15 protein-coding genes and 1 riboswitch are annotated in these 21,438 nt (G+C 43.9%); of the genes, 11 read left to right on the forward strand and 4 right to left on the reverse strand.

What is annotated here, in order from left to right; translation table 11 throughout:
* The first annotated feature begins 18 nt into the window (after positions 1–18).
* The 9 genes from HMPREF9447_RS13980 (at position 19) to HMPREF9447_RS14030 (ending at position 12,240) form a co-directional block, all read left to right on the forward strand.
* On the forward strand, positions 19–1,716 hold the full coding sequence (locus HMPREF9447_RS13980; RefSeq protein WP_009130376.1) for a RagB/SusD family nutrient uptake outer membrane protein: 1,698 nt from the start codon (positions 19–21) through the stop codon (positions 1,714–1,716).
* 27 nt (positions 1,717–1,743) lie between these two features.
* Positions 1,744–3,045 (forward strand): histidine-type phosphatase, encoded by a 1,302-nt coding sequence (locus HMPREF9447_RS13985; RefSeq protein WP_009130377.1) that lies wholly within the window; start codon positions 1,744–1,746, stop codon positions 3,043–3,045.
* Positions 3,046–3,164: 119 nt separating this feature from the next.
* A complete protein-coding gene (gene ispF / locus HMPREF9447_RS13990) occupies positions 3,165–3,644 on the forward strand; it encodes a 2-C-methyl-D-erythritol 2,4-cyclodiphosphate synthase (RefSeq protein WP_009130378.1) in 480 nt (159 codons plus the stop codon).
* Between the two features lie 57 nt (positions 3,645–3,701).
* Entirely contained in the window at positions 3,702–4,718 is a 1,017-nt protein-coding gene (locus HMPREF9447_RS13995; RefSeq protein WP_009130379.1) for a metallophosphoesterase family protein, read from the forward strand.
* A 737-nt stretch (positions 4,719–5,455) separates the two neighbouring features.
* Positions 5,456–6,934: an IS1182 family transposase gene (locus HMPREF9447_RS14010; RefSeq protein WP_009130381.1), complete on the forward strand. Its 1,479-nt coding sequence runs from the start codon at positions 5,456–5,458 to the stop codon at positions 6,932–6,934.
* A gap of 698 nt (positions 6,935–7,632) precedes the next feature.
* Positions 7,633–9,663, forward strand: coding sequence for a DUF3857 domain-containing protein (locus tag HMPREF9447_RS14015; protein ID WP_009130382.1), 2,031 nt, complete (start codon positions 7,633–7,635; stop codon positions 9,661–9,663).
* A 74-nt stretch (positions 9,664–9,737) separates the two neighbouring features.
* A complete protein-coding gene (locus HMPREF9447_RS14020; protein WP_009130383.1) occupies positions 9,738–10,793 on the forward strand; it encodes a Gfo/Idh/MocA family oxidoreductase in 1,056 nt (351 codons plus the stop codon).
* 12 nt (positions 10,794–10,805) lie between these two features.
* A complete protein-coding gene (thiD, locus tag HMPREF9447_RS14025; RefSeq protein WP_009130384.1) occupies positions 10,806–11,633 on the forward strand; it encodes a bifunctional hydroxymethylpyrimidine kinase/phosphomethylpyrimidine kinase in 828 nt (275 codons plus the stop codon).
* A 4-nt stretch (positions 11,634–11,637) separates the two neighbouring features.
* Positions 11,638–12,240, forward strand: a complete 603-nt coding sequence (locus HMPREF9447_RS14030; protein WP_009130385.1) for a thiamine phosphate synthase — start codon at positions 11,638–11,640, stop codon at positions 12,238–12,240.
* Between the two features lie 74 nt (positions 12,241–12,314).
* Here HMPREF9447_RS14030 and HMPREF9447_RS14035 read toward each other — a convergent pair whose 3' ends face one another.
* The 4 genes from HMPREF9447_RS14035 to HMPREF9447_RS14050 all read right to left on the reverse strand — a co-directional run bounded on the left by HMPREF9447_RS14035 (position 12,315) and on the right by HMPREF9447_RS14050 (position 16,527).
* The gene (locus HMPREF9447_RS14035; protein ID WP_009130386.1) at positions 12,315–13,088 is read right to left on the reverse strand and encodes a sulfide-dependent adenosine diphosphate thiazole synthase; all 774 of its coding nucleotides are present in this window, start codon (positions 13,086–13,088) and stop codon (positions 12,315–12,317) included.
* 20 nt (positions 13,089–13,108) lie between these two features.
* A complete protein-coding gene (gene thiC, locus HMPREF9447_RS14040; protein ID WP_009130387.1) occupies positions 13,109–14,827 on the reverse strand; it encodes a phosphomethylpyrimidine synthase ThiC in 1,719 nt (572 codons plus the stop codon).
* Positions 14,828–14,844: 17 nt separating this feature from the next.
* Positions 14,845–15,465, reverse strand: a complete 621-nt coding sequence (locus HMPREF9447_RS14045) for a thiamine phosphate synthase (RefSeq protein WP_009130388.1) — start codon at positions 15,463–15,465, stop codon at positions 14,845–14,847.
* A 61-nt stretch (positions 15,466–15,526) separates the two neighbouring features.
* Positions 15,527–15,621: riboswitch (TPP riboswitch) on the reverse strand.
* A gap of 54 nt (positions 15,622–15,675) precedes the next feature.
* Positions 15,676–16,527 (reverse strand): exodeoxyribonuclease X C-terminal domain-containing protein, encoded by an 852-nt coding sequence (locus HMPREF9447_RS14050; RefSeq protein WP_009130389.1) that lies wholly within the window; start codon positions 16,525–16,527, stop codon positions 15,676–15,678.
* Positions 16,528–17,061: 534 nt separating this feature from the next.
* On the opposite strand from HMPREF9447_RS14050, the gene HMPREF9447_RS14055 reads away from it, so the two are divergent.
* The gene (locus tag HMPREF9447_RS14055) at positions 17,062–18,150 is read left to right on the forward strand and encodes a hypothetical protein (RefSeq protein ID WP_009130390.1); all 1,089 of its coding nucleotides are present in this window, start codon (positions 17,062–17,064) and stop codon (positions 18,148–18,150) included.
* Between the two features lie 141 nt (positions 18,151–18,291).
* Positions 18,292–21,426, forward strand: a complete 3,135-nt coding sequence (locus HMPREF9447_RS14060) for a glycosyltransferase family 117 protein (protein WP_009130391.1) — start codon at positions 18,292–18,294, stop codon at positions 21,424–21,426.
* Positions 21,427–21,438 lie beyond the last annotated feature (12 nt).

Raw genomic sequence — 21,438 nt, forward strand, 5'->3', positions numbered from 1 at the left:
ATGATAAAACAGAAAACAATGAAAACGAAATATTTCAAGTTAGCAAGTATATGTCTGGTATCCCTGTTTCTTTTCTCTTCTTGTCTGGGAGATTTGGATACATTGCCTTTGGACGACAATGAGTTGGTGGGCGAAAAGGTTTATTCTACCCCTGAGGGTTACATCGGAGTGCTGGCAAAATGCTATGCCAGCCTCATCCAGACCGGGCAAAAGGGCGGTGATGGCGGTAACGGTGATGTGCCGGGCATTGATGAGGGATATAGTGGCTACACGCGTGCCCTGTTCTATCTGCAAGAGGCTTGTACGGATGAAATCGCTTTCCATTCCGGTGGCAGCCATGGAAGTTTGTCTTTGCTGTATATGAACTGGGACCCTTCGACAAAGATTATTTGTTACTCATACTATCGTCTTTATATGGCCATTAACTACTGCAATGAGTTTCTGCGCGAAAGTGCGGAAGGGAAGCTGAAAGCCCGTGGCGTATATGATGCTTTGCAGGCTGAAATGCCTTATTACCGTGCTGAGGCACGCTTTATCCGTGCTTATTGCTACAGTATGATTTGCGATTTGTACGGCTCGGGTCCCTTCATTGATGAAACGATGGATGTAGGTACAATTCCTCATCAGAAGACACGTCAGGAAATCTACGACTATGTGGTTTCCGAAACGGAAGAGCTGACAACATTGCTGAAAGAACCGAAACGGAATGAATATGGTCGTGTGGACCGTGTATCGGCTTGGTTTCTCCTGGCACGTGTATACCTGAATGCAGAAACATGGGTAGGCAAGAATGAATATACCAATGCCTATAAATATGCCAAAAAGGTGATTATGGAAGGTAATTATCCATTGGCCTCGGATTATCGCCACATCTTCCTGGCGGATAACAATACTTGTTCCGAAATCATCTGGCCGTTGGTGCAGGATGCTGACTATGCACAGAGCAGTGCCGGAACGAACTTCCTGATTAAAGCGCTGATGAATGGTCCGATGGATAAGTATGTAAAGACAGGAGTAGGTAGCCGTGGTTGGGGAAATGCCCGTGTAAAGGTGGCACTTGTGGATAAATTTGATGAGGTTGACCAGGTTTTCTATGAAAACGATCCTTGGGGAGATAATAAGAAGGATAAGCGTGCACAGTTCTTTACCATCGACCATACAAAGGAAACCTGGGTAGAAGGTAAGGCCTTTCAAAAGACATTTGAGAATGGTTATGCTTGCATCAAATGGAGAAATGTAACGAAGGACCGTAAGGAATTGGTGGATGGCGGCACTAAGTACTCGTCTGTAGACCTTCCGATGTTCCGTACGGGAGATGCTTATCTGATGGCTGCTGAGGCTATTCTTCGTGGAGCTGCAGAAGGTACGCGTGCCGAGGCACTGGGCTATGTCAACGAAATCAGAGACCGTGCTTATATGTCCGGCAACTATGGTGACGGGGTATCCGGCCATATTACTGACAGTCAGTTGAATCTGGACTTCATTTTAGATGAAAGAGCCCGTGAAATGAATATGGAGCTGGTTCGTCGCACAGACCTGATCCGCTTCGGCAAATTCACAAAGGGATATAACTGGGACTGGAAAGGCAGCAGCAATGGCGAGGCAGGTACATATATGGGTAAGGATGTGGACGATAAGTATAAATTGTACCCTATTCCGCAGGATGAGTTTACAACGAATCCGTATCTGACGCAGAATCCGGATTATCAGAAATAAATATAAACTATAAAAAACAAAGTGTCCATGAAATTAGGAATGAAGAGAGTTTTTCTTTCATTGACTTTTTTAGGTGCGTTGGCAGTGCATACCTCGTATGCACAAGCCACGCGCGAAGAAATCTTCGATGATATTGCTACAACGGGTGGTGTATATTATGCTTATCCCGGTCCGTCGGGAGTTCAAACCAAGGCTCCGAAAGGTTATGAACCGTTTTATATTAGTCATTATGGCCGTCATGGTTCCCGCTGGCTGATTGCGGATGAAGACTACGTTCGCGTAATGGAGGTTTTTGAGAAAGCTCATAAAGCGGGAGCGTTAACCGATTTGGGAGAAGATGTCCGCAAGCGTCTGGATATTGTTTGGGAAGACGCGAAAGGACATGGAGGCGATTTAAGTCCGGTAGGGGTGAAACAGCAACGCGGCATTGCCGAGCGCATGTATCAGGCATTCCCCGAAATATTTAAGGGCGAACCGCAGATGTCGGCGCGTTCTACGGTTGTTATACGTTGCGTGCTCAGTATGGATGCTTTTTGCGAACGCCTGAAAGAGTTTAATCCGAAGATGCAGATTGAACGTGAGTCGAGCAATAAATATATGGATTATCTGAACTTCCATACACAGGAAGCCATGAAGTTTACTTCCCGTAAAGGTCCCTGGTATGAGGAATACCGTAAGTTCGAGCAGGAACATGTGCGCCCGGAACGTCTGGTAAATACTTTGTTTAATAGTAAAGAGTATATCCGCAAGAATGTGAATCCCGAAGAACTGATGCGCGGTCTGTACTGGGTGGCTTCGGATATGCAGAACGTGGAGCCTGATGTGTGTTTCTATGATATCTTTGAGAAACAGGAATTGTTCGACATCTGGCAGATACACAACTACAAGAACTACGTTTGTGACGGTCCTTCACCCATGACGAACGGATTGATGCTGGCTAATGCAAAATCTCTCGTCGAAAATATCCTTGACTCGGCCGACGAAGCGGTAGCTTCCGGTACGAACTCGGCCACCTTTCGCTTCGGGCATGATGGTAACGTTATTCCTCTGGTGGGATTGCTGAGGTTGGAGAATTGTTACAACGAAGAATCAGATCCGGATAAATTTTATCAGGCATGGTGTAACTTCAAGATGGTTCCGATGGCAGCCAATGTGCAGATTGTTTTCTTCCGTAAGAAAGGCACTACGGATGATATCATTGTGAAGTTTATGCTGAATGAAAAAGAAGTGAGCATTCCGGTGAAGACCGACATCGCTCCTTTCTATCACTGGAAGGATGTAAGGGCTTTCTACAAAGACCTGCTGTCCCAACTGCCGGATAGAGATTAGTTGATTTAAAAATGTGAAAGAAGTTCGCTTTGTGTATTTGAGCGAACTTCTTTTCTTGTTACCTCGCTTTTTTTCCGTACTTTCGTGCATTCATCCAAATTAAAAAGAAGAAAAGCGATATGAAAATACGTGTAGGTTTTGGCTTTGACGTCCATCAGTTGGTGGAGGGGCGCGAACTTTGGTTAGGCGGTATCCGCCTGGAACATGAAAAGGGGTTACTTGGACATTCGGATGCCGACGTGCTTATCCATGCCATCTGTGATGCCTTGCTGGGAGCCGCCAATATGCGTGATATCGGCTATCATTTTCCCGATACCGCAGGAGAATTCAAGAACATCGACAGCAAGATATTATTAAAGAAAACAGTAGAACTGATTGCGACGAAAGGTTACTCCGTAGGAAACATCGATGCGACCATTTGTGCGGAGCGTCCTAAACTGAAACCTCATATTCCCGCCATTCAACAGACACTTTCCGAAGTGATGGGGGTAGACGAAGACGATATATCCATCAAAGCTACCACGACAGAGAAACTTGGCTTTACAGGCCGTGAAGAAGGCATCTCAGCCTACGCAACAGTTCTAATCACCAAAAAATGACGAATTGCTATAATAACTGATTTCAACCTAAATAACTACCTAAAACTAATCATTCACATGCAGAGAATTTCTTTAGCCCTCTGTCTGGCTTTTCTTACGGTTCTGTTCTGCCAGGCACAGGTTGCCCCCTTAAAGTTTAACAAGAACGGAGAATTCAAAATCGTTCAGTTCACCGACATCCATTTCAAATATGGTAACCCGGCTTCGGATATTGCTTTGAAGCGTATCAATGAAGTGCTTGATGCCGAACATCCCGATTTAGTTGTTTTTACAGGAGATGTGGTTTATGCCGCCCCTGCTGATACGGCTATGCGTACAGTGCTATCCTGTGCTTCTTCCCGTAAGATACCGTTCGTAGTGACTTTCGGTAACCACGACAATGAACAGGGAAAGACACGCGCTGAATTGTATGACATCATTCGCACCCTGCCTTATAATATCCAGCCCGACCGTGGAGCTGTAGAGTCTCCCGACTATGTTCTTACGGTGAAGTCCTCGGATGGCAAGAAAGACGCATCCGTGCTCTATTGCCTCGACTCTCACTCTTACTCCAAACTGCCGGATGTGAAAGGTTATGACTGGCTTACTTTCGACCAAGTGAACTGGTATCGTCAGCAAAGTGCCGCTTTCACTGCACAGAACGGCGGAAAGCCTTTGCCTGCTTTGGCATTCTTCCATATCCCTCTGCCTGAATACAATGAGGCGGCTTCCGATGAGAATGCTATCCTCTACGGTACACGTATGGAGAAAGCCTGTGCGGCTGCCATCAATACCGGTATGTTTGCTGCTATGAAAGAAGCCGGCGATGTGATGGGGACATTCGTAGGGCATGACCACGATAATGATTATTCGGTAATGTGGAAAGGCATCGTGTTGGCTTACGGACGTTTCACAGGGGGCAATACGGAGTATAACCATCTTTCTAATGGTGCCCGCGTGATTGTACTGAAGGAAGGAGAACGTACCTTTACTTCCTGGATACGCCTGAAAGGTGGTGAATTGAAAGATAAGACTGTTTATCCCGATAGTTACGTGAAGGATGATTGGCGTAAGCGTCCGCTGGTGACGGAATAGTTTTTGCATATACGCCACCGAACATTTAGAACAGTGTTTAACTACCTATAGGTAATTGGATGATTATTACGTAGTAGTTGCCCAACTACCTATAGGTTATTGGACAACTACTTATGGGTAGTTTTATCACTTATCGTACGATGACTTTTAGAAATCTTTTTTAATATGCGATAGTGGCTGTTTCCCATTTTGATTGTGTTATTGTCACGCCATGTCTTTGGGCATTGTTGCGTATGTTACGCATTTGTCTTTGTGCATCTCGGAAAGATTTTTTCATTTGCACATAATTGCCGCTATTCATACCTTGCATGGCACTTCCGCCTTTATTACCTTGCTTATCTCGCACTTTAAAACCTGTATTAGTTATAGAATTATAATGTCTTTCGGCTATATTCTCCCATCTGGAATATTCAGTCTGATAGGAAGCTGCACTGTTGGACGATGAACTATTGTTTGGTCTGCTATAACTGATAAGAAATGAAGTAAATGATAAGCGATACTATCTTCATTCTCCTCCTCCAGTTGGAGGAGGAGTACCCGTAGGGGGAGGTGGTAGGTAAGCAATAAAATACCTATTAATAAGAACATTAATGAATTCTTTTCTCACCTACCACCCCGCCCTTTGGGCACCCCTCCTCCAACTGGAGGTTGTGTAAAAAGTAAGAATCAAGTGTTCTTTGACATATTGTATAAAAAGGATTTTATATCTTTGCTTTGATAACAATAGGATTAATTTTATGGGCTATATTCAACCTTTTGATCGTAATCAACTGACTCTTCCCGAGTCTTTAGATTCTTATATCTCTTGTGAGAACCCTGTTCGTCTGATTGATGTTTTTGTCGATCAGTTTATCAAATTGCACCCTGATTTTTCATCTTATAAAGGTAACAGTCCTACAGGCCGTTCGGCTTATAGCTTTGGTACTTTACTCAAGCTGTATGTCTACGGCTATTTAAACAGTCTCAGTTCTTCCCGTAAACTGGAGCGCGAGACTCTGCGTAATATGGAGTTGATCTGGCTTCTGGGTAATCTCCATCCCGATCATAAGACTATTGCCGATTTCCGTTCCAAACAAACTTCGGGCATTCATGAATGTTGCCTTGATTTCCGCCGCTTTCTGGTCAGTTCCGGTTATATTTCAGGCAAATTGGTAGCTGTTGATGGCAGTAAAATCAAAGCCAATACCAATCGTGACGGTCTTACTTTAGATGGTATTAATCGACAGTTAGCCTTGTTGGATACCCGTTTAGAGAAGTATCTGCACCAGCTTAATGAAAATGATCTGGTGGAAACAGCCCAGGAACAATTATCCGAACTCTCGGACGATCTCGGTGTGGAGAGCTCCCTACTGGAGAAGATAGCCCATTTGAGCCAACAGGTTGAAGAACTTCAGGCGGAAAAACAGCGTATGCTGGATGAAGGTTCCAAAAGAAGCTTTCCCTCTGACCGCGAAGCTCGCCTGATGAAGACCCGCAACGGTTTTCTTCCGGCTTACAATGTCCAATCAGTGGTAGATTCCCAACATCATCTGATAGGTGCCATGCAGGTTACCGACCACCCAAATGACTTTGAAGACCTTCAATCTTCGATTCATGCCATGCAGGAAGACCTTCAGGTAGAAGTAACCCAAGCCGTTGCCGACACCGGTTATGCCAATGAAGAACAGATCCTGGCCCTTGAAGAAGAAGGCAAAGTGATTGCCGTTCCTTTCAATGAAGGAGACCATTCTCCTAAAGAAGATCGGGAGCACGGAATCTTTTTTACCTATGATGCAGACAATGACTATTATATATGCTCCCAAGAAAAGATATTACCTATTAAAGACAGGCAAGTTCGTAAACATGGAAAGCTTTATAGAAAATATCAGGGAAGAGACTGCAAGGGTTGTCCCCTGATAAAGTTCTGCACCACATCGAAAAAAGGTCGGATTATCTACCGAAGGGCAGATGCCGAACCCATAAGACAGTATATGAAGAAGTGTAAGGGGATGAAATACAAAGCGCTTATACATTTACGAAAAACATTGGTAGAACATCCCTTCGGAACTCTTAAATACTGGATGGGGCAAATACCACTCCTACTCAGAGGAAAGGAAAAGGTACAGGCTGAAATAGATTTGTACGCAACATGCTATAACCTAAGAAGGGTGACTAACATTCAAAGCATACAGGTACTATTGCAACAAGTCCACTATTGGGGTATTAAGTATACCTAATAGCGGTCATTTGCCAAAGGACAACAATAGAAATTCCAAAATAAAGAGATAAAGAGCATTTCCTTTTTAATACAAAATGTCAAAGAACACTTGATTCTTACTTTTTACACAACCTCAACTGGAGGAGGGGAATGGAGATAGTCCGTTTGATTCAAATCTGTATGAAATGCGTGAAACATTTTTTGCTAATTTGTTTGAATTTCCTGTCGATTGAATAGAGAAACGTAACGGTTTGATTATGAGCGTATATAAATGGAGGTCATCTCAGTCGTATATTTAGAGTACCTCAGTCGTATACTGAGATACCCTAAGTATACGACTGAGGCCCCCTAAATATACGCTCCGGGTTAGATGTTCGCTTTTTGTAAAAGAATAATTTTTTTAGGCATTTAGAATAAATTGAAATATATGAGTTATATTGTACCATGAATAAGTCCTTTTGTCATTTACTTTATAACAGAAAAAGAAGTGAGGTTAATGATTAAGTAGTATTATCTGTCATCCTGAACGTAGCCGAAAGATCTACTCTCTGGCACAAAGTTGTATTATCGTAATAGGGATGAGCTTCTTCGACAAACTCAGAATGACAGATACTCAGTAAATCATCATTTTATTCTGAAAAGTTTTAGCCGGATAAGCATGGTTGTATTGTATAAATTATTAGTTTTGTGTAACTGGTAATCCTTAAAAGTCAAATCATGAAAAATAAGCTACTTCTATTTTGTGTATTCAGTCTTTTGTACCTCCCGGCAGTTTTCTCCCAGCAGGCGGCAGCAGTCATCAAACCTGACCTGAAATATGGCAGGCCCTCCAAAGAAGAGTTGTCATTGACAACATATACTCCTGATACGACAGCCACGGCTATTTACCTGTTTCATAAGGGAGTCAGTGGCTTTACTTACGATGACGGGTTCCAATTGGTCACGGAACATTGGGTGCGTATCAAGGTCTTGAAACCGCAAGGAGTGTCGTATGCTGATGTTGCTATTCCTTATTATGCACCTGCCGACCGGAATAAAGAGAAGGATCAGGTTTTTGATCTGGACGGATGCTCCTACAATATGGAAGATGGGAAAATAGTAAAGAGTCGTCTGAAACGAGATTTTGTTTCTAACGAGCGGGTGAATTCTTATTATAAAGTGTTGAAATTCTCATTACCAGCCGTCAAGGTTGGGACGGTCATTGAGTATCACTATAAGGTTACTTCCGATTATTCCGTACATATTGAGAACTGGATGATGCAGGAAGAACTTCCTGTGATATATAACCAATATAAAATAACGATTCCTCATGTTTTTGTGTACAACATTGAGTTCAGAGGTCGCCAGTATATAGATGTCGTTGAGGAGAAATCTTCCATGCAAGCCCAGCAGCACACTGAAAATGGTGTATCAAAGATTGCCCATAATTTCACTATCTCGGCGCGGAAACTTACGTTTATTTCGGAGAATCTGCCTGCTATCCGTCAGGATGAGTCCTATTGCTGGTGTCCGGGAGACTATAAGATACAAATCAGTTTTGATCTGCAAGGCACTAACTATCCGGGGGAAGATTATAAACCGTATAGTGTTGAATGGGGAGATGTGGATAAGCGATTGACAAGACAGGAAAACGAGAACTTCGGTAAGCATTTGATGTGGAAGAATCTATATGTGGAAGAAATCCGGCAATTCAATAATTCCGGAGAGCTGGATTTTAATAAGAAAGTCATCAAAACCTTCCAGTTATTGAAGCAAAAGATATCCTGGAACGGAGAGTATAAACTCTACAGTGAAAATCTTGATAAGGTGATGGAAAAAGGAAGCGGTAGTAATGCCGACCTGAATTTTATATTTATCAATATGCTCAGAACGTACGGAACTAAGGCCTATCCTGTTGTTATGAGCCGCCGTTCGTTGGGAATGTTGCCGTATAATTTCCCTTCCCTCCAGAAGCTGAATACGTTTGTTGTTGCCGTTTATGATGCTGCGAAGAATAAGTACGTCTATCTGGATAGTTCCATGGATATACCGGCTCTCGATGTGCTGCCCCTTGAATTATCTGTAAGCAAGGCGCGTATACTTTCTGCCGATGTGCCGGAAAACAAAAAATGGGTGGATCTTCAGGATATTTCTCTCAACCAGGCCACTATGCTAATTACTGCCACTGCTCAGGATAACCGGATTACAGGACACCGGACTACAATATTGAAAGGACATCAGGCTCTGGAATATCGGAAAGAGCATTTACAGCAAGATAGTCTGGGGAATAGACAAGAGCAGGTTAAGGAAAAACTGACCGTCAGTAATCTGAAGTTGACAGACACAGATGATGATTTCACTACTATCAAGGAAGATTTTGACTTTGTGCTCGAATCAGATCAGGTGGATAATCGCATATACATCAATCCGTTACTCTTTCCGCAGTTGACCAAGAATCCTTTCATACAGTCGGAACGAATTCTTCCGGTTGAGTTCTCTTATCCGTATAAGGTCAAGCTAATGTGTACTCTGACGCTTCCCGAAGGGTATGAGATAGAGGAAATTCCCCACACACGGACGGTGAAGACGGAAGATAATAAATTACTATGTAGATATGCAATTCAAAGAAATGGGAATACTGTCGTTGTGAACTATTCATTCAGTCTGGATTCTTCCATATTGCCTCCCGACCATTACAAACAGTTGCAGGAAATATGGCACAAGGCGGTGGAAATGAACCAGTCGCTCATTGTACTGAAAAAGCTATAGTTATAAATTTTCCTGCTTCATGTGGTAAGTGAGTGATAAAATCATTAGTTTTGCCGGAAGAAAATAGATTTATCATGGATAAGATAAGAACCGGATTAGCTGCTTTCGGAATGTCGGGGCAGGTGTTTCATGCCCCTTTTATTTCCACTAATCCTCATTTTGAGTTGACGGCTGTTGTGGAACGCAGTAAAGAATTGTCGCGGGCAAAGTATTCGCAATCCCGCATTGTGCGCAGTTTCGATGAGCTGATAGGCATGAAGGAACTGGACTTGGTGGTAGTGAATACGCCGGATAGTTTCCATTACGAACATGCCCGCCGTGCCCTCGAAGCAGGCAAACATGTGATTGTAGAAAAGCCTTTTACAACTACCGTGGAAGAGGGTGAAGAACTTGTGGCTCTTGCTGCGGAGAAAGGACTCACTTTAAGTGTTTACCAGAATCGTCGTTGGGATTGTGATTTCCTGACTGTGAAAGAAATATTGGCTAAAGGATTGTTAGGCCGTTTAGTAGAATTTGAATCTACCTTTCCCCGCTACCGGAACTTCATAAAACCGAATACCTGGAAAGAAACGGGAGAAAGCGGTGGCGGATTGACATATAATCTGGGGGCCCACGTCATAGATCAGGCTGTGCAGTTGTTCGGTATGCCCGAAGCTGTATTTGCTGATATAGATGTGTTGCGTACCGGAGGTAAGGTAGATGATTACTTCATTATCCACTTACTGAAACCGGCAAAAGCACCGGAAGTAAAAATTACTCTGAAAGCCAGTTACCTGATGTGTGAGCATGAACCTCGCTTTGTTCTTCACGGCACGGAAGGCTCTTTTGTAAAATATGGCCTTGACCCTCAGGAAGAGGCTTTAACTAAAGGTTTACTGCCAACCACTCCGCATTGGGGTGAAGAAGACCGGACTCAGTGGGGCATACTCCATACGGAAAAGGGCGGTAATGTAGTACGTGAATCCTATCCTACCCTTCCCGGAAACTATGCTGCCTTTTATGAGAATATCTATCAGCATATTCGTCAAGGTGTACCTTTGCAAAGCAATGCCCGTGAGGTAGTTGGCATTATTCGCCTGATTGAAGCAGCGTGGGCGAGTAGCAGGACGCAGAGCGTCATAAAACTGTAAGCTACAGTATATATGGATAAGAAAGTAATTGTTCTCTCTGTTGCCGGCTCTGATTGTTCCGCCGGTGCGGGTGTACAGGCGGACATAAAGACCATATCGGCATTAGGTGGATATGCGGCAACGGCAATAACCGCGATAACGGTGCAGAATACATTAGGTGTGCAGGGGGTACATCCTGTTGAAGCAGGAGTGGTTGGCCGGCAAATGGAGGCTGTAATGGAAGATTTGAAACCGGATGCCATTAAGATAGGTATGACTGGGAATGTGGAGATTATTAATGAAATTGTGCGTGTGCTGCATCAGTACTCTCCGCGTCAGGTTATTTTCGACCCGATCATGGTTTCTACCAGTGGGCACAAGCTTATGACGGATGAAGCGGTAGAAGCTATTTGCACCAAGCTGCTTCCGGTTGTATCTCTTGTAACTCCTAATTTGCATGAAGCAGAAGTATTGTTGCAACAGCCCATCCATACGGTGGATGATATGGAACTTGCCGCACATCTGGTGTATGAGAAGTATCAATGTGCTTGTCTGGTCAAAGGCGGACATCTGACAGGCAACGAAATGTGTGATGTGCTTTATGACGGGCATGAACTCCATCTCTTTGGTGCCAGACGCATTCATACCGGAAACCTGCATGGCACGGGATGTACTCTTTCATCGGCTATCGCAACCTTTCTGGCACAAGGCTTTCCTCTGTATGAAGCGGTGGAGCTGGCTAAAACATATATAACCAAGGCCATTGAAGCCGGGAAAGATTTACATATAGGACAGGGGAACGGACCTTTGTGCCATTTCCCATATCTGGTAAACCCAGTGAACCCCGTAACAGAGGAATAGAAATATGAAACTTATTGTTATTACATCTCCGGATTTCATTCCGGAGGAAGCCCGGATTATCACCGGACTATTTGAAGCTGGACTGGACTTGCTGCACCTGCGTAAGCCGGATGCTACGGCTCATGAAGTCGGGAATCTTTTGCATGGGATTCCTGTGGAATACAGGAAACAGATTGTTATTCATGATTTCTTTCCGCTGAAGGATGAGTTTTCTTTGGGGGGAATTCACTTGAACTCCCGTCATCCGGAAGCACCGAAAGGGTATCAAGGATTACTGAGCCGTGCTTGCCATAGCCTTGAAGAGGTGAAAGCTACGGCTTCTCACTTTGACTATGTACTGATGAGTCCTGTTTATGATAGTATTTCCAAGCAGGGATATCATTCGGGGTATTCTCAGGAAGCCTTGCGGCAGGCACAGGTTGAAGGGATTATTAATGAAAGAGTTGTTGCTTTAGGTGGAATAAGCGCGGCGAACCTTTCAGAAATAAAAGCCCTTGGTTTTGGCGGTGCAGCCTTGTTGGGAGATATATGGAACCGCTACCGGACGTGGGAGGATGCAAAAGAAGTCCTTTTCCACTTCGGAAGACTGAAAGAAGCTGCCGGATAGTGCTCCCACAGAAAAGAAATATGAGGCTGTGTTGACACAACCTCATATAGTAAGAAAAGGCAATTTGCAAAAGATTATTTCTTCAGCTTCGCAATAATTTCCTCAGCTACCTTTTTTCCTGACATCAACATTCCACCGAAGATTGGTCCCATGCGCGGAGTGCCCGAAACGGCAGATGCAGCCATACCGCAAACATAAAGTCCCGGATAGATTTCCTTCGTACCGTTTACAACCTCTTCCTCTCCTGCCACTACGTCCAGCGAACGCTCGCCAATCACACCACCCGTTTCTGTTGCCAGACGGATGCCGTTTTTGCGTGCTACGGTAGCAGCTATTTCGCTGTCATGTCCTGTTCCGTCTATTACTATCTTTGCAAGGATGTTCAACGGGTCTACGTGCATGCCTTCGCGCAATACGGGAGTCCAGTTTACTACAACTCCGTTTACTGTGTTGTTTTTGAAGATGACATCTTCTACAGAATAGCAATTGAATATTGTAGCACCCGCATGAACAGCCTGATAGAGCAGGGCAGAAGTACTTTCTACTGAGTCCATAACATATAGTCCGTCTTCATACTTCTCATGGTTGATATTGAATTCCTTTACAATATCAATCGCTTCTTCCTGGATGACAATCTGGTTGAACATCATGGCACCACCCCACATACCGCCGCCGGGAGCAAGTTTACGGTCAAACTGTGCCACCTTTAATCCGGCCTTTGCCAGATAATAGGCAGCTACTATGCCCGAAGGACCGCCACCGACAATAGCAACGTCTAAATCAAGGTTCCTCTCTAATTTCTCAAAATAGGTACTGATGATACCTTTGGATACTTTAGTTTCAATCATAATATAATAAGTTTAAAAAGTTATTTTTCTATTTCTTCATTCTCTGCATCATAATTGCAATCCTTCAACTGCTGACTAATGCGCATAGCACAGAAATTAGGTCCGCACATGGTGCAATACTTTCCATTCAGGTGATTGGCTTCTTTATAATATTGGAGTGCCCTTTCCGGATCAAGGCTCAGGTTGAACTGGTCTTTCCAGCGGAATTCATAACGTGCCTTACTCAAAGCATCGTCCCGGACTTCCGCCCCCGGATGTCCTTTGGCAAGGTCGGCGGCATGTGCGGCAATCTTATAAGTGACTACACCTACACGCACATCCTCTTTTTGTGGCAGAGCAAGGTGTTCTTTCGGAGTCACATAACAAAGCATTGCTGTTCCGTACCAACCGATTTGTGCAGCTCCGATGGCACTTGTAATGTGGTCGTAACCCGGTGCAACGTCTGTCACCAACGGGCCGAGGGTATAGAATGGTGCTCCGTGGCACTTCTCTATCTGACGATCCATGTTTTCCCTGATTTTATGCATCGGCACGTGTCCCGGGCCTTCGATGAATGCCTGTACATTCTTTGCCCAGGCACGTTCTACGAGTTCCCCCATTGTGTCCAGTTCAGCAAACTGCGCCCGGTCGTTGGCATCCCGTATGGCTCCCGGACGCAAACCATCACCCAGTGAAAGAGCTACGTCATATTGCGCACATATATCGCATATATCATCAAAATGCTCATAGAGGAAGCTCTCCTTCTGATGCATTTTGCACCATTGCGAAATGATGCTTCCGCCCCGACTCACCATTCCGCAAAGGCGTTCGTTGGCGAAATGTATGTTTTTTAAACGGATACCGCAGTGGATAGTGAAGTAATCCACTCCCTGTTCGCACTGTTCGATAAGTGTATCCCGGAATAATTCCCAGGTCAGGTCTTCGGCTTTTCCACGCACCTTTTCCATTGCCTGATACATGGGAACTGTGCCCACCGGAACAGGACAGTTGCGAATGATCCATTCACGCGTTTCGTGAATGTTCTCTCCTGTGGACAAGTCCATCAATGTGTCACCTCCCCATTTGCAGCTCCATACAGCCTTTTCTACTTCCTCTTCGATAGTGGAAGAAGTGGCGGAGTTTCCGATATTCGTATTTATCTTGACGAGGAATTTAGAACCGATAATCATGGGCTCTGCTTCGGGGTGGTTGATATTGGCGGGCAGTGCGGCACGTCCTGCCGCAATCTCATCCCGCACAAATTCCGGTGTGATGTAAGTTTCTATGCCCAATTCCTTGCAGTTCATGTTTTCGCGAATGGCAACGTACTCCATTTCCGGGGTGACAATGCCTTGTTTGGCATAGTACATTTGCGTAACTTGCTTGCCTGCTTTGGCACGATAGGGCAGGGTGATATGCTCAAAGCGGAGGGAGTCGAGGCTCTTGTCTGCCAGGCGCATCTTGCCGTATTCGGAGCTGATTTCCGTCAGCCGTTCCACTTCCCGTTCCTGTATCCACGGCTCGCGGAGGCGGGGCAGACCTGTCTTTAAGTCGACTTTCTGGTTCGGGTCACTGTATGCTCCACTTGTGTCGTAGATGTACACGGGAGCATTTTCCGTGATAACTTTTTTCCCGTTTTCCACTACTACGGTAGGGGTCAGATTCACTTTTCTCATGCCCACTTTCAGGTAAGGAAAAAGCTCACCCTGCATGTAGACTTTCTCGGAATCGGGATAGGTGATTTTTGTTTTATCTTCCATGGTTCAATAATTGATTGCTATTCGGTCTGTTGTATGATTGTCTCCATCTCACGCACCGGATCTCCGGCTTTCAGGATTCCACCGCTCAGTGCTATCCCGCTTAGCCCTACGGCTTTCAATGCCGGAATATCCTCACGCGTAATTCCGCCAATGCCGACGACGGGAATTGAAAGACTTTCTTCTTTCATTCGCGTCAGGATGGAGCGATAGCCGTCCAGTCCTAGGATGGGTGATAATTTCTGTTTGGTGGTGGTGAAGCGGAAGGGGCCGCAACCAATGTAGTCCGCGCCATCGGCAACATGCTGCCTGATGTCCTCAAAAGTGTTGGCGGTTCCGCCAATGATGAAACCTTTACCCAGTCTCTCCCTTGCTTCTTTTATCGGCATATCCAATTTTCCTAAATGGACACCGTCCGCACCAATCTGTTTCACCAGGTCTACGTGGTCATCAATGATGAAGGTAGCCCTGTACTGGCGGCAGAGGTCCTGCACGCGTATGGCTGTGGCTTTCAGTTCATCTTCGGAAGCGTCTTTCATCCGAAGCTGTACCCAGCGGCACCCTCCTTCGAGGGCTATACGTGCGGAGTCCAAGTATGAAATGGATGCCGTAAAATGCGTAATGAATTGTACGTCAAACATTCAAACTCTGAATTTTTAGAGGTTCTACTTACAGAAAGGGATAGTAGTATAAACGAATAGTAGAATATAGAAAGAAAATTCCCTTCGACGGTACTAACCGTATCAGGTTCATTGGGTATAATCTCAGCTATTTTTATAGCACCCCCTTTTCTGACGGTAAAGTAAGGACGAATGTTTTTAACGGGAAAGATAACGGCTTATATTTTAAGCTTATTTAAACTTAACATAATTGAGGCGGGTGTACTGCTTATTCCCCAAAGTGTAGGTACGTGCGATGCGTGCCGAAGCAATGTATACTGTTTCTCCCGGCTGGAAAGCATGTTCCGTACCCGGCAGTTGGCACGACTCTCGGCTTGCTGTGCGGGCACTTGTCCGGAAAGTGACGAGGTTACCGATAGAATCTTCCAGCGTAAGTATCTGCCGGACGTAGAAATAAGGGGTATTTCCTTTTACGATAGTTTTGTAAGGATCGTCTTCCAGTCGCACGCGGAGCACTTTCAAGGTAAGGTCTGCCACTTTCTCCCCTTCCTTTCCCAGAAAACGGCTGGTGGAATATTTCTGCCGTGCCTGTTGTTTCAGGATATCGAGATGGACGGAGTGATATATCTGCGCGATCTGTACAAAGCGTTCCTGTTTTGGGATGCGTGGGGTGAACTTATAAGCAACCCAACTGATATATCCCGGGTCGATGCGAAAGATTTCGTGAAGGAAATGCCCGTGATATTTACCGATGGAAATAATGTCGTCTCCTCTGCTCTGCATGCGTTTGGCATTGTATTCCACCAGTAGCATGCAGCGTGGAGAATAATAAAACAAGCTGCTTGCCGCCCGCAAGCTCTCATTGATATCTTCGGAAAGGTCCTGAATGTAAAAGATGGACTGCCGTTCAGGCAAGGGCGAATAAATCCATAAAGAGTAGCGGGGATACTCGGGACGAGGCAACACAACAAGATAGGCACCAGCCTCTTTGTAAGAGGCTCTTCCCAGATTGTATTCGTTTAGTTTTTTATACAACAGGTCTTGTTCAGCTTCGGGAATGCCCGGGATAATCGGATTTGACATAATCTGACTTGTTTAAGTCAAATATACGATTTTTCGGGCAAATAAGCAAGTTTTGTATAGAAAAGTTTAGGAAGAGCTCATAGATATTCAAGAAAAGAATTGAGTTTGTCTGATGGTACGCTTCTGATTTATATGAATATTGGTATTTTTTTTATATAATCTCCTATTCTTTCGTGATGTGTTCTTTTCGTATCTGTACCGTACCCGAATCGTATCAGGGCCGTACTTGCTCCGTACATTCTTCGGTCAGAGGTACCTCTACACGAAGAAAGTACGGAGCAGGTACGGAGCAAGTACGATTCGGATACGTCACAGATACTTCTGGAGGCATATTTGAAATTTTATCGATAAGAGTCATAGAACGTAAATAGGTATATGGCATAAATTGATTTCTCCGTATGCGATGAAGTGATTTTTAGACAATTGTTATATCAGAATTAGGGTTTACTAAAAGAAGGAAGAAATATTCGTTACTCTAACAATAATCTTATAAATTTGTCGCATATTTGTATACAGAGATTAAAAATTGAGACAATGAGAAATCTTCGAATTTTATTGTATGTATTTGTCCTGTCTTTGGCTGCATGCCATCCGGAGGGGACTAATGTGAAACAAGGATTGGACAAAGCCGCCCAATTAATAGAGCAAGATCCGGATACGGCATCCATTATTCTTGAAACGATTGGAATGAACCAAATGAATGAGGCGCAACTTGCAGAATATAATTTGCTTTGTACTCAATTCAACGAAGATAAGAATATACCTCATTCCTCTGATAATCAGATTCGTCAGGCCGTATCTTATTATGAGCAATACGGAAATGAACTTCAAAAGTCAAGAGCCTATTATTATCTGGCATGTGTAGAAAGTGATTTGAATCAGGAGAAAGACGCTGAAGTTCATTTCAAAGAAGCAATAAAATTAGCTGCACAAGCAGAAGAATATGAGCAAATGACTAAGATTTGTAAGAGATGTAGCTTGTATTATCAGAAATATGAAAACTTTGACGAAGCACTGGAGATGGAAAGAAAAGCATACGCCAGCCAGTTGATGTTGATTGACAGTAAAGATAATTCGACTGTTATTCTATCTTCTGCCTTAGGTTTATTGGGTGTTATGTCTCTTTTGTTTGGGTTACTTTGGAAGAAACATCTGACAGTACATTCGCAACTGGATACCTTTAAGGAAGAAATGCAGATGAAAGAGGTTGAATCTGACAAACTGGTGATGCAGTGTAATTATCTCGAAGAAAAATATCAATTCCTTCAACAACATATTTATGAAAATTCTCCGGTTGTTTCAAAAGTCCGTCAGTTGAAGGAACGAACGGGTTTATCTTCTAAAATATCTTTTTTCTCTGAGAAAGACTGGATAGAACTTTTGCGACTTCAGGAAAGTGTTTACGGGCTTGTATCCAAATTGAGAGGGATAAGTCCGAAACTTACAGAGGAGGACTTAAGGGTATGTGCCTTTTTACGCGAAGGCGTTCAGCCTGCTTGTTTTGCTGATTTAATGAAACTGACTGTTGAGACTCTGACTCGGAGAATCTCCAGGATAAAAACGGAGAAACTGATGTTGGCAAACTCTAAAGAATCGTTGGAAGATATCATAAAATCATTGTAGGTCTGAATTTGTCTGTATCTGTTAATGTGATGTTTTGATTATCAGTTGATTATTCTGGAAGAGCGTCCGTACTCGTCCGATAAATTTCTTCTCTTTTATAGGCCTGTTCTATAACTTTGCAAACAAAAAAGTTACAGAACAATGAGCAACTTATTATTTAAAAAGTGGAATGATTTTAGTGGGTGGATTGTCTTTGTGATAGCAGCTTTTGTATATGGAATGACGATTGAACCTACTGCCAGTTTTTGGGACTGTCCCGAATTTATTTCATGTGCCGAAAAGTTACAAGTGGGACATCCGCCGGGTGCGCCTTTCTATATGCTTGTTGGAAACTTGTTTACCCAGTTTGCTTCCGACCCGTCACAAGTGTCCTGGATGGTTAATTTTCTGAATGCGTTGCTGAGTGCTGGTTGTATCTTATTTCTTTTTTGGAGTATCACCCGGTTAGTAAAGTTCCTGATAATAAATGATGAGCAGAATTTTTCAACGACGGATGTTATCATCATTTTGGGGGCAGGATTTGTAGGAGCCTTGGCATATACATTCAGTGACACATTCTGGTTCAGTGCGGTAGAAGGTGAAGTCTATGCCTTCTCTTCTTTTCTTACGGCACTGGTGTTTTGGATGATTCTTCGCTGGCAAGATGAGTCGGATTCGGTATATGGCGATCGTTGGCTTATCCTGATAGCTTATATCATAGGGCTGTCAATCGGAGTGCATTTGCTTAATTTACTCTGTATCCCGGCCATTGTGTTGGTTTTCTATTATCAGAAATATCAGACGATATCGCTTAAAGGAGTAGCTGCTGCAATTGCTATATCCGGTCTTCTCATTATATTTATTCTTTTTGTTTATATTCCGGGCATGGCTGACATGGGAGGCTGGTTCGAGCTGCTTTTTGTCAATGTATTCGGGCTTCCTTTCCACACAGGGCTGATAAGCTTTTTAGCTTTAACATTTTTCGTACTGACCGGAGCCATTTATCGTTTCCGAAAACGTATGTTGCATACTTCTTTATGGTGTTTGCTTATGCTCACCGTAGGCTATACCACTTATGCGGTGATACTGATTCGTGCCAACGCCAATACTCCGCTTAATGAGAATGCGCCGGACAACATTTTTACGCTCAAAAGTTATCTGAACCGAGAGCAGTATGAAAGTGCTCCCCTGCTTTATGGAAAAACCTACGCTTCCGAACCGGAATATGTGCCCGAGGGTGACTATTACAGAGTGAAAACGACAAAAGGGAGTGCCGTATACCGCCCGGATAAAGAAGAAGGCAAATATAAAATAATCCGGCATAAAGAAGATGTATACTATACTCAGAACATGCTGTTTTCTCGGATGTGGAATGAACGCATGGCTTCTTCTTACAAAAATTGGACAGGAGGAAACGAGGCCGCTCCCACACAAAAAGAAAACCTGACTTATTTCATTACCTATCAACTCAACTATATGTATTGGCGCTATTTCTTGTGGAACTTTGTAGGACGGCAGAATGATGTGCAGGGAAGTGGCGAACCGGAACATGGGAACTGGATAACAGGATTTTCCTGGTTGGATAATTTAAGATTGGGAGACCAGAGCTTATTGCCGGAATCCCTGCGCCAGAACAAAGGGCACAATGTGTTTTACGGATTGCCGCTATTATTAGGGCTGTTCGGCATCTATTGGCAATGGAACCGCAGCAAGAGGGGCAGACAGCAGTTTAGTGTGCTGTTTTTCCTTTTCTTTATGACAGGACTGGCTATTGTACTTTATCTGAATCAAACACCCGGTCAGCCGCGCGAACGGGACTATGCATACGCCGGTTCGTTCTATGCTTTTGCTATCTGGATAGGGATAGGTGCTGCCGGATTGTGTGATGCGCTTCGCCGGAAAACGACTTCTACGGTACAAGTCGGTGTATTAATGACAATCTGTTTATTGATACCGGTGCAAATGGCCACTCAGACGTGGAATGACCATGACCGGAGTACCCGTTTCACTTGTCGCGACTTTGGGGCTAACTATCTGATGACTCTTCCCGATACGGGAAATCCGATTATCTTTTGTAACGGGGATAATGATACTTTCCCATTGTGGTATAATCAGGATACGGAGAAAGTGCGCAGGGATGCACGTGTCTGCAATCTAAGTTACGCGCAGACAGATTGGTATATTTATCAGCAGCAATGTCCGTTGTATAATGCTCCCGGACTGCCTATAAGTTGGAATAAGAATCAATATCAGGAAGGTAAAAACGAATATGTGGCCGTACGCCCGGAACTGAAAAAGCAAATAGAGGAATTGTACCGGAGAAATCCGGAGGAAGCACGTGACAGTTTTGGAGAAGACCCGTTTGAAGTAAAAAATATCTTGAAATATTGGATATTCTCAGAGAGACAGGAATTTAATGTAATCCCTACGGATACGATAAATATCCACATTGATAAGGACGCACTGCTCCGTTCGGGAATCATGCTTCCTAAAGCAATCCGGCGTTTGAGGGGGGAAGAACTGAAAGATGCGATACCGGACAAACTTTATATTCCTTTAAAAGATATACGTATGCTGAACAAAGTAGATTTACTGATGCTGGAGATACTGGCGAACTGTAATTGGGAACGTCCGCTTTACCTTGCAATCTCCGTAAGGAATGTCAGTAAACTGAAGTTTGACAATTACTTTGTGCAAGAAGGATTAGCATTCCGCTTTACACCTTTTGACTATAAGAAGTGGGGAGATGCCGACGAAAACAGGCCTTATGCAGTAGATGTGGAAAGGCTTTATGACAATGTAATGAACAGATATAAATATGGTGGGCTGAATACTCCGGGACTCTATCTGGATGAAACAACCCTGCGTACGTGTTGGTATCATCGCAGGCTTTTCGCGCAACTGGCCAAAGAACTGATAACCCAAGGAGACAATACGCGTGCAAAGAAAGTACTTGCTTATGCGGAACAGGCTGTTCCGGGATATAATGTTCCCGAAACGTATGAAAGCGGTTCTTATAGCATAGCAACAGCCTATGCCGCATTGGGTGAAAAGATGAAGGCGATAACCCTGACAGAGCATTTGATAGCCGAAGCAGAAGATTATACCAACTGGGCTTTTTCATTAAAGGGGAGCCGTAGGGAAATGGTCCGCAATGATTGTATCTATAAATTCTGGCAATGGAACCAATGCAATGAACTTCTGAAGAAGGTAGATGAAGAGAGATATAAAGAGAGCAACAGGCGGTTTGAAGATAAATATGCACTATTTGCTCCAAACATGGGTTATAAGAACTAAAACTAAAGAAGA

The sequence above is a fragment of the Bacteroides oleiciplenus YIT 12058 genome, from assembly GCF_000315485.1.
Lineage (GTDB): Bacteria > Bacteroidota > Bacteroidia > Bacteroidales > Bacteroidaceae > Bacteroides > Bacteroides oleiciplenus.

Excerpts from the sequence above, each read along its gene's own strand:
- HMPREF9447_RS13980 (WP_009130376.1), top strand. The coding sequence starts at position 19 with ATGAAAACGAAATATTTCAAGTTAGCAAGTATATGTCTGGTATCCCTG.
- HMPREF9447_RS14035 (WP_009130386.1), bottom strand. The coding sequence starts at position 13,088 with ATGATTGAAACTAAAGTATCCAAAGGTATCATCAGTACCTATTTTGAG.
- HMPREF9447_RS14045 (WP_009130388.1), bottom strand. The coding sequence starts at position 15,465 with ATGTTTGACGTACAATTCATTACGCATTTTACGGCATCCATTTCATAC.
- HMPREF9447_RS14010 (WP_009130381.1), top strand. The coding sequence starts at position 5,456 with ATGGGCTATATTCAACCTTTTGATCGTAATCAACTGACTCTTCCCGAG.
- HMPREF9447_RS14050 (WP_009130389.1), bottom strand. The coding sequence starts at position 16,527 with ATGTCAAATCCGATTATCCCGGGCATTCCCGAAGCTGAACAAGACCTG.
- HMPREF9447_RS14055 (WP_009130390.1), top strand. The coding sequence starts at position 17,062 with ATGAGAAATCTTCGAATTTTATTGTATGTATTTGTCCTGTCTTTGGCT.
- HMPREF9447_RS14030 (WP_009130385.1), top strand. The coding sequence starts at position 11,638 with ATGAAACTTATTGTTATTACATCTCCGGATTTCATTCCGGAGGAAGCC.
- HMPREF9447_RS14020 (WP_009130383.1), top strand. The coding sequence starts at position 9,738 with ATGGATAAGATAAGAACCGGATTAGCTGCTTTCGGAATGTCGGGGCAG.
- HMPREF9447_RS14015 (WP_009130382.1), top strand. The coding sequence starts at position 7,633 with ATGAAAAATAAGCTACTTCTATTTTGTGTATTCAGTCTTTTGTACCTC.
- HMPREF9447_RS14060 (WP_009130391.1), top strand. The coding sequence starts at position 18,292 with ATGAGCAACTTATTATTTAAAAAGTGGAATGATTTTAGTGGGTGGATT.
- thiC (WP_009130387.1), bottom strand. The coding sequence starts at position 14,827 with ATGGAAGATAAAACAAAAATCACCTATCCCGATTCCGAGAAAGTCTAC.
- ispF (WP_009130378.1), top strand. The coding sequence starts at position 3,165 with ATGAAAATACGTGTAGGTTTTGGCTTTGACGTCCATCAGTTGGTGGAG.
- thiD (WP_009130384.1), top strand. The coding sequence starts at position 10,806 with ATGGATAAGAAAGTAATTGTTCTCTCTGTTGCCGGCTCTGATTGTTCC.
- HMPREF9447_RS13985 (WP_009130377.1), top strand. The coding sequence starts at position 1,744 with ATGAAATTAGGAATGAAGAGAGTTTTTCTTTCATTGACTTTTTTAGGT.
- HMPREF9447_RS13995 (WP_009130379.1), top strand. The coding sequence starts at position 3,702 with ATGCAGAGAATTTCTTTAGCCCTCTGTCTGGCTTTTCTTACGGTTCTG.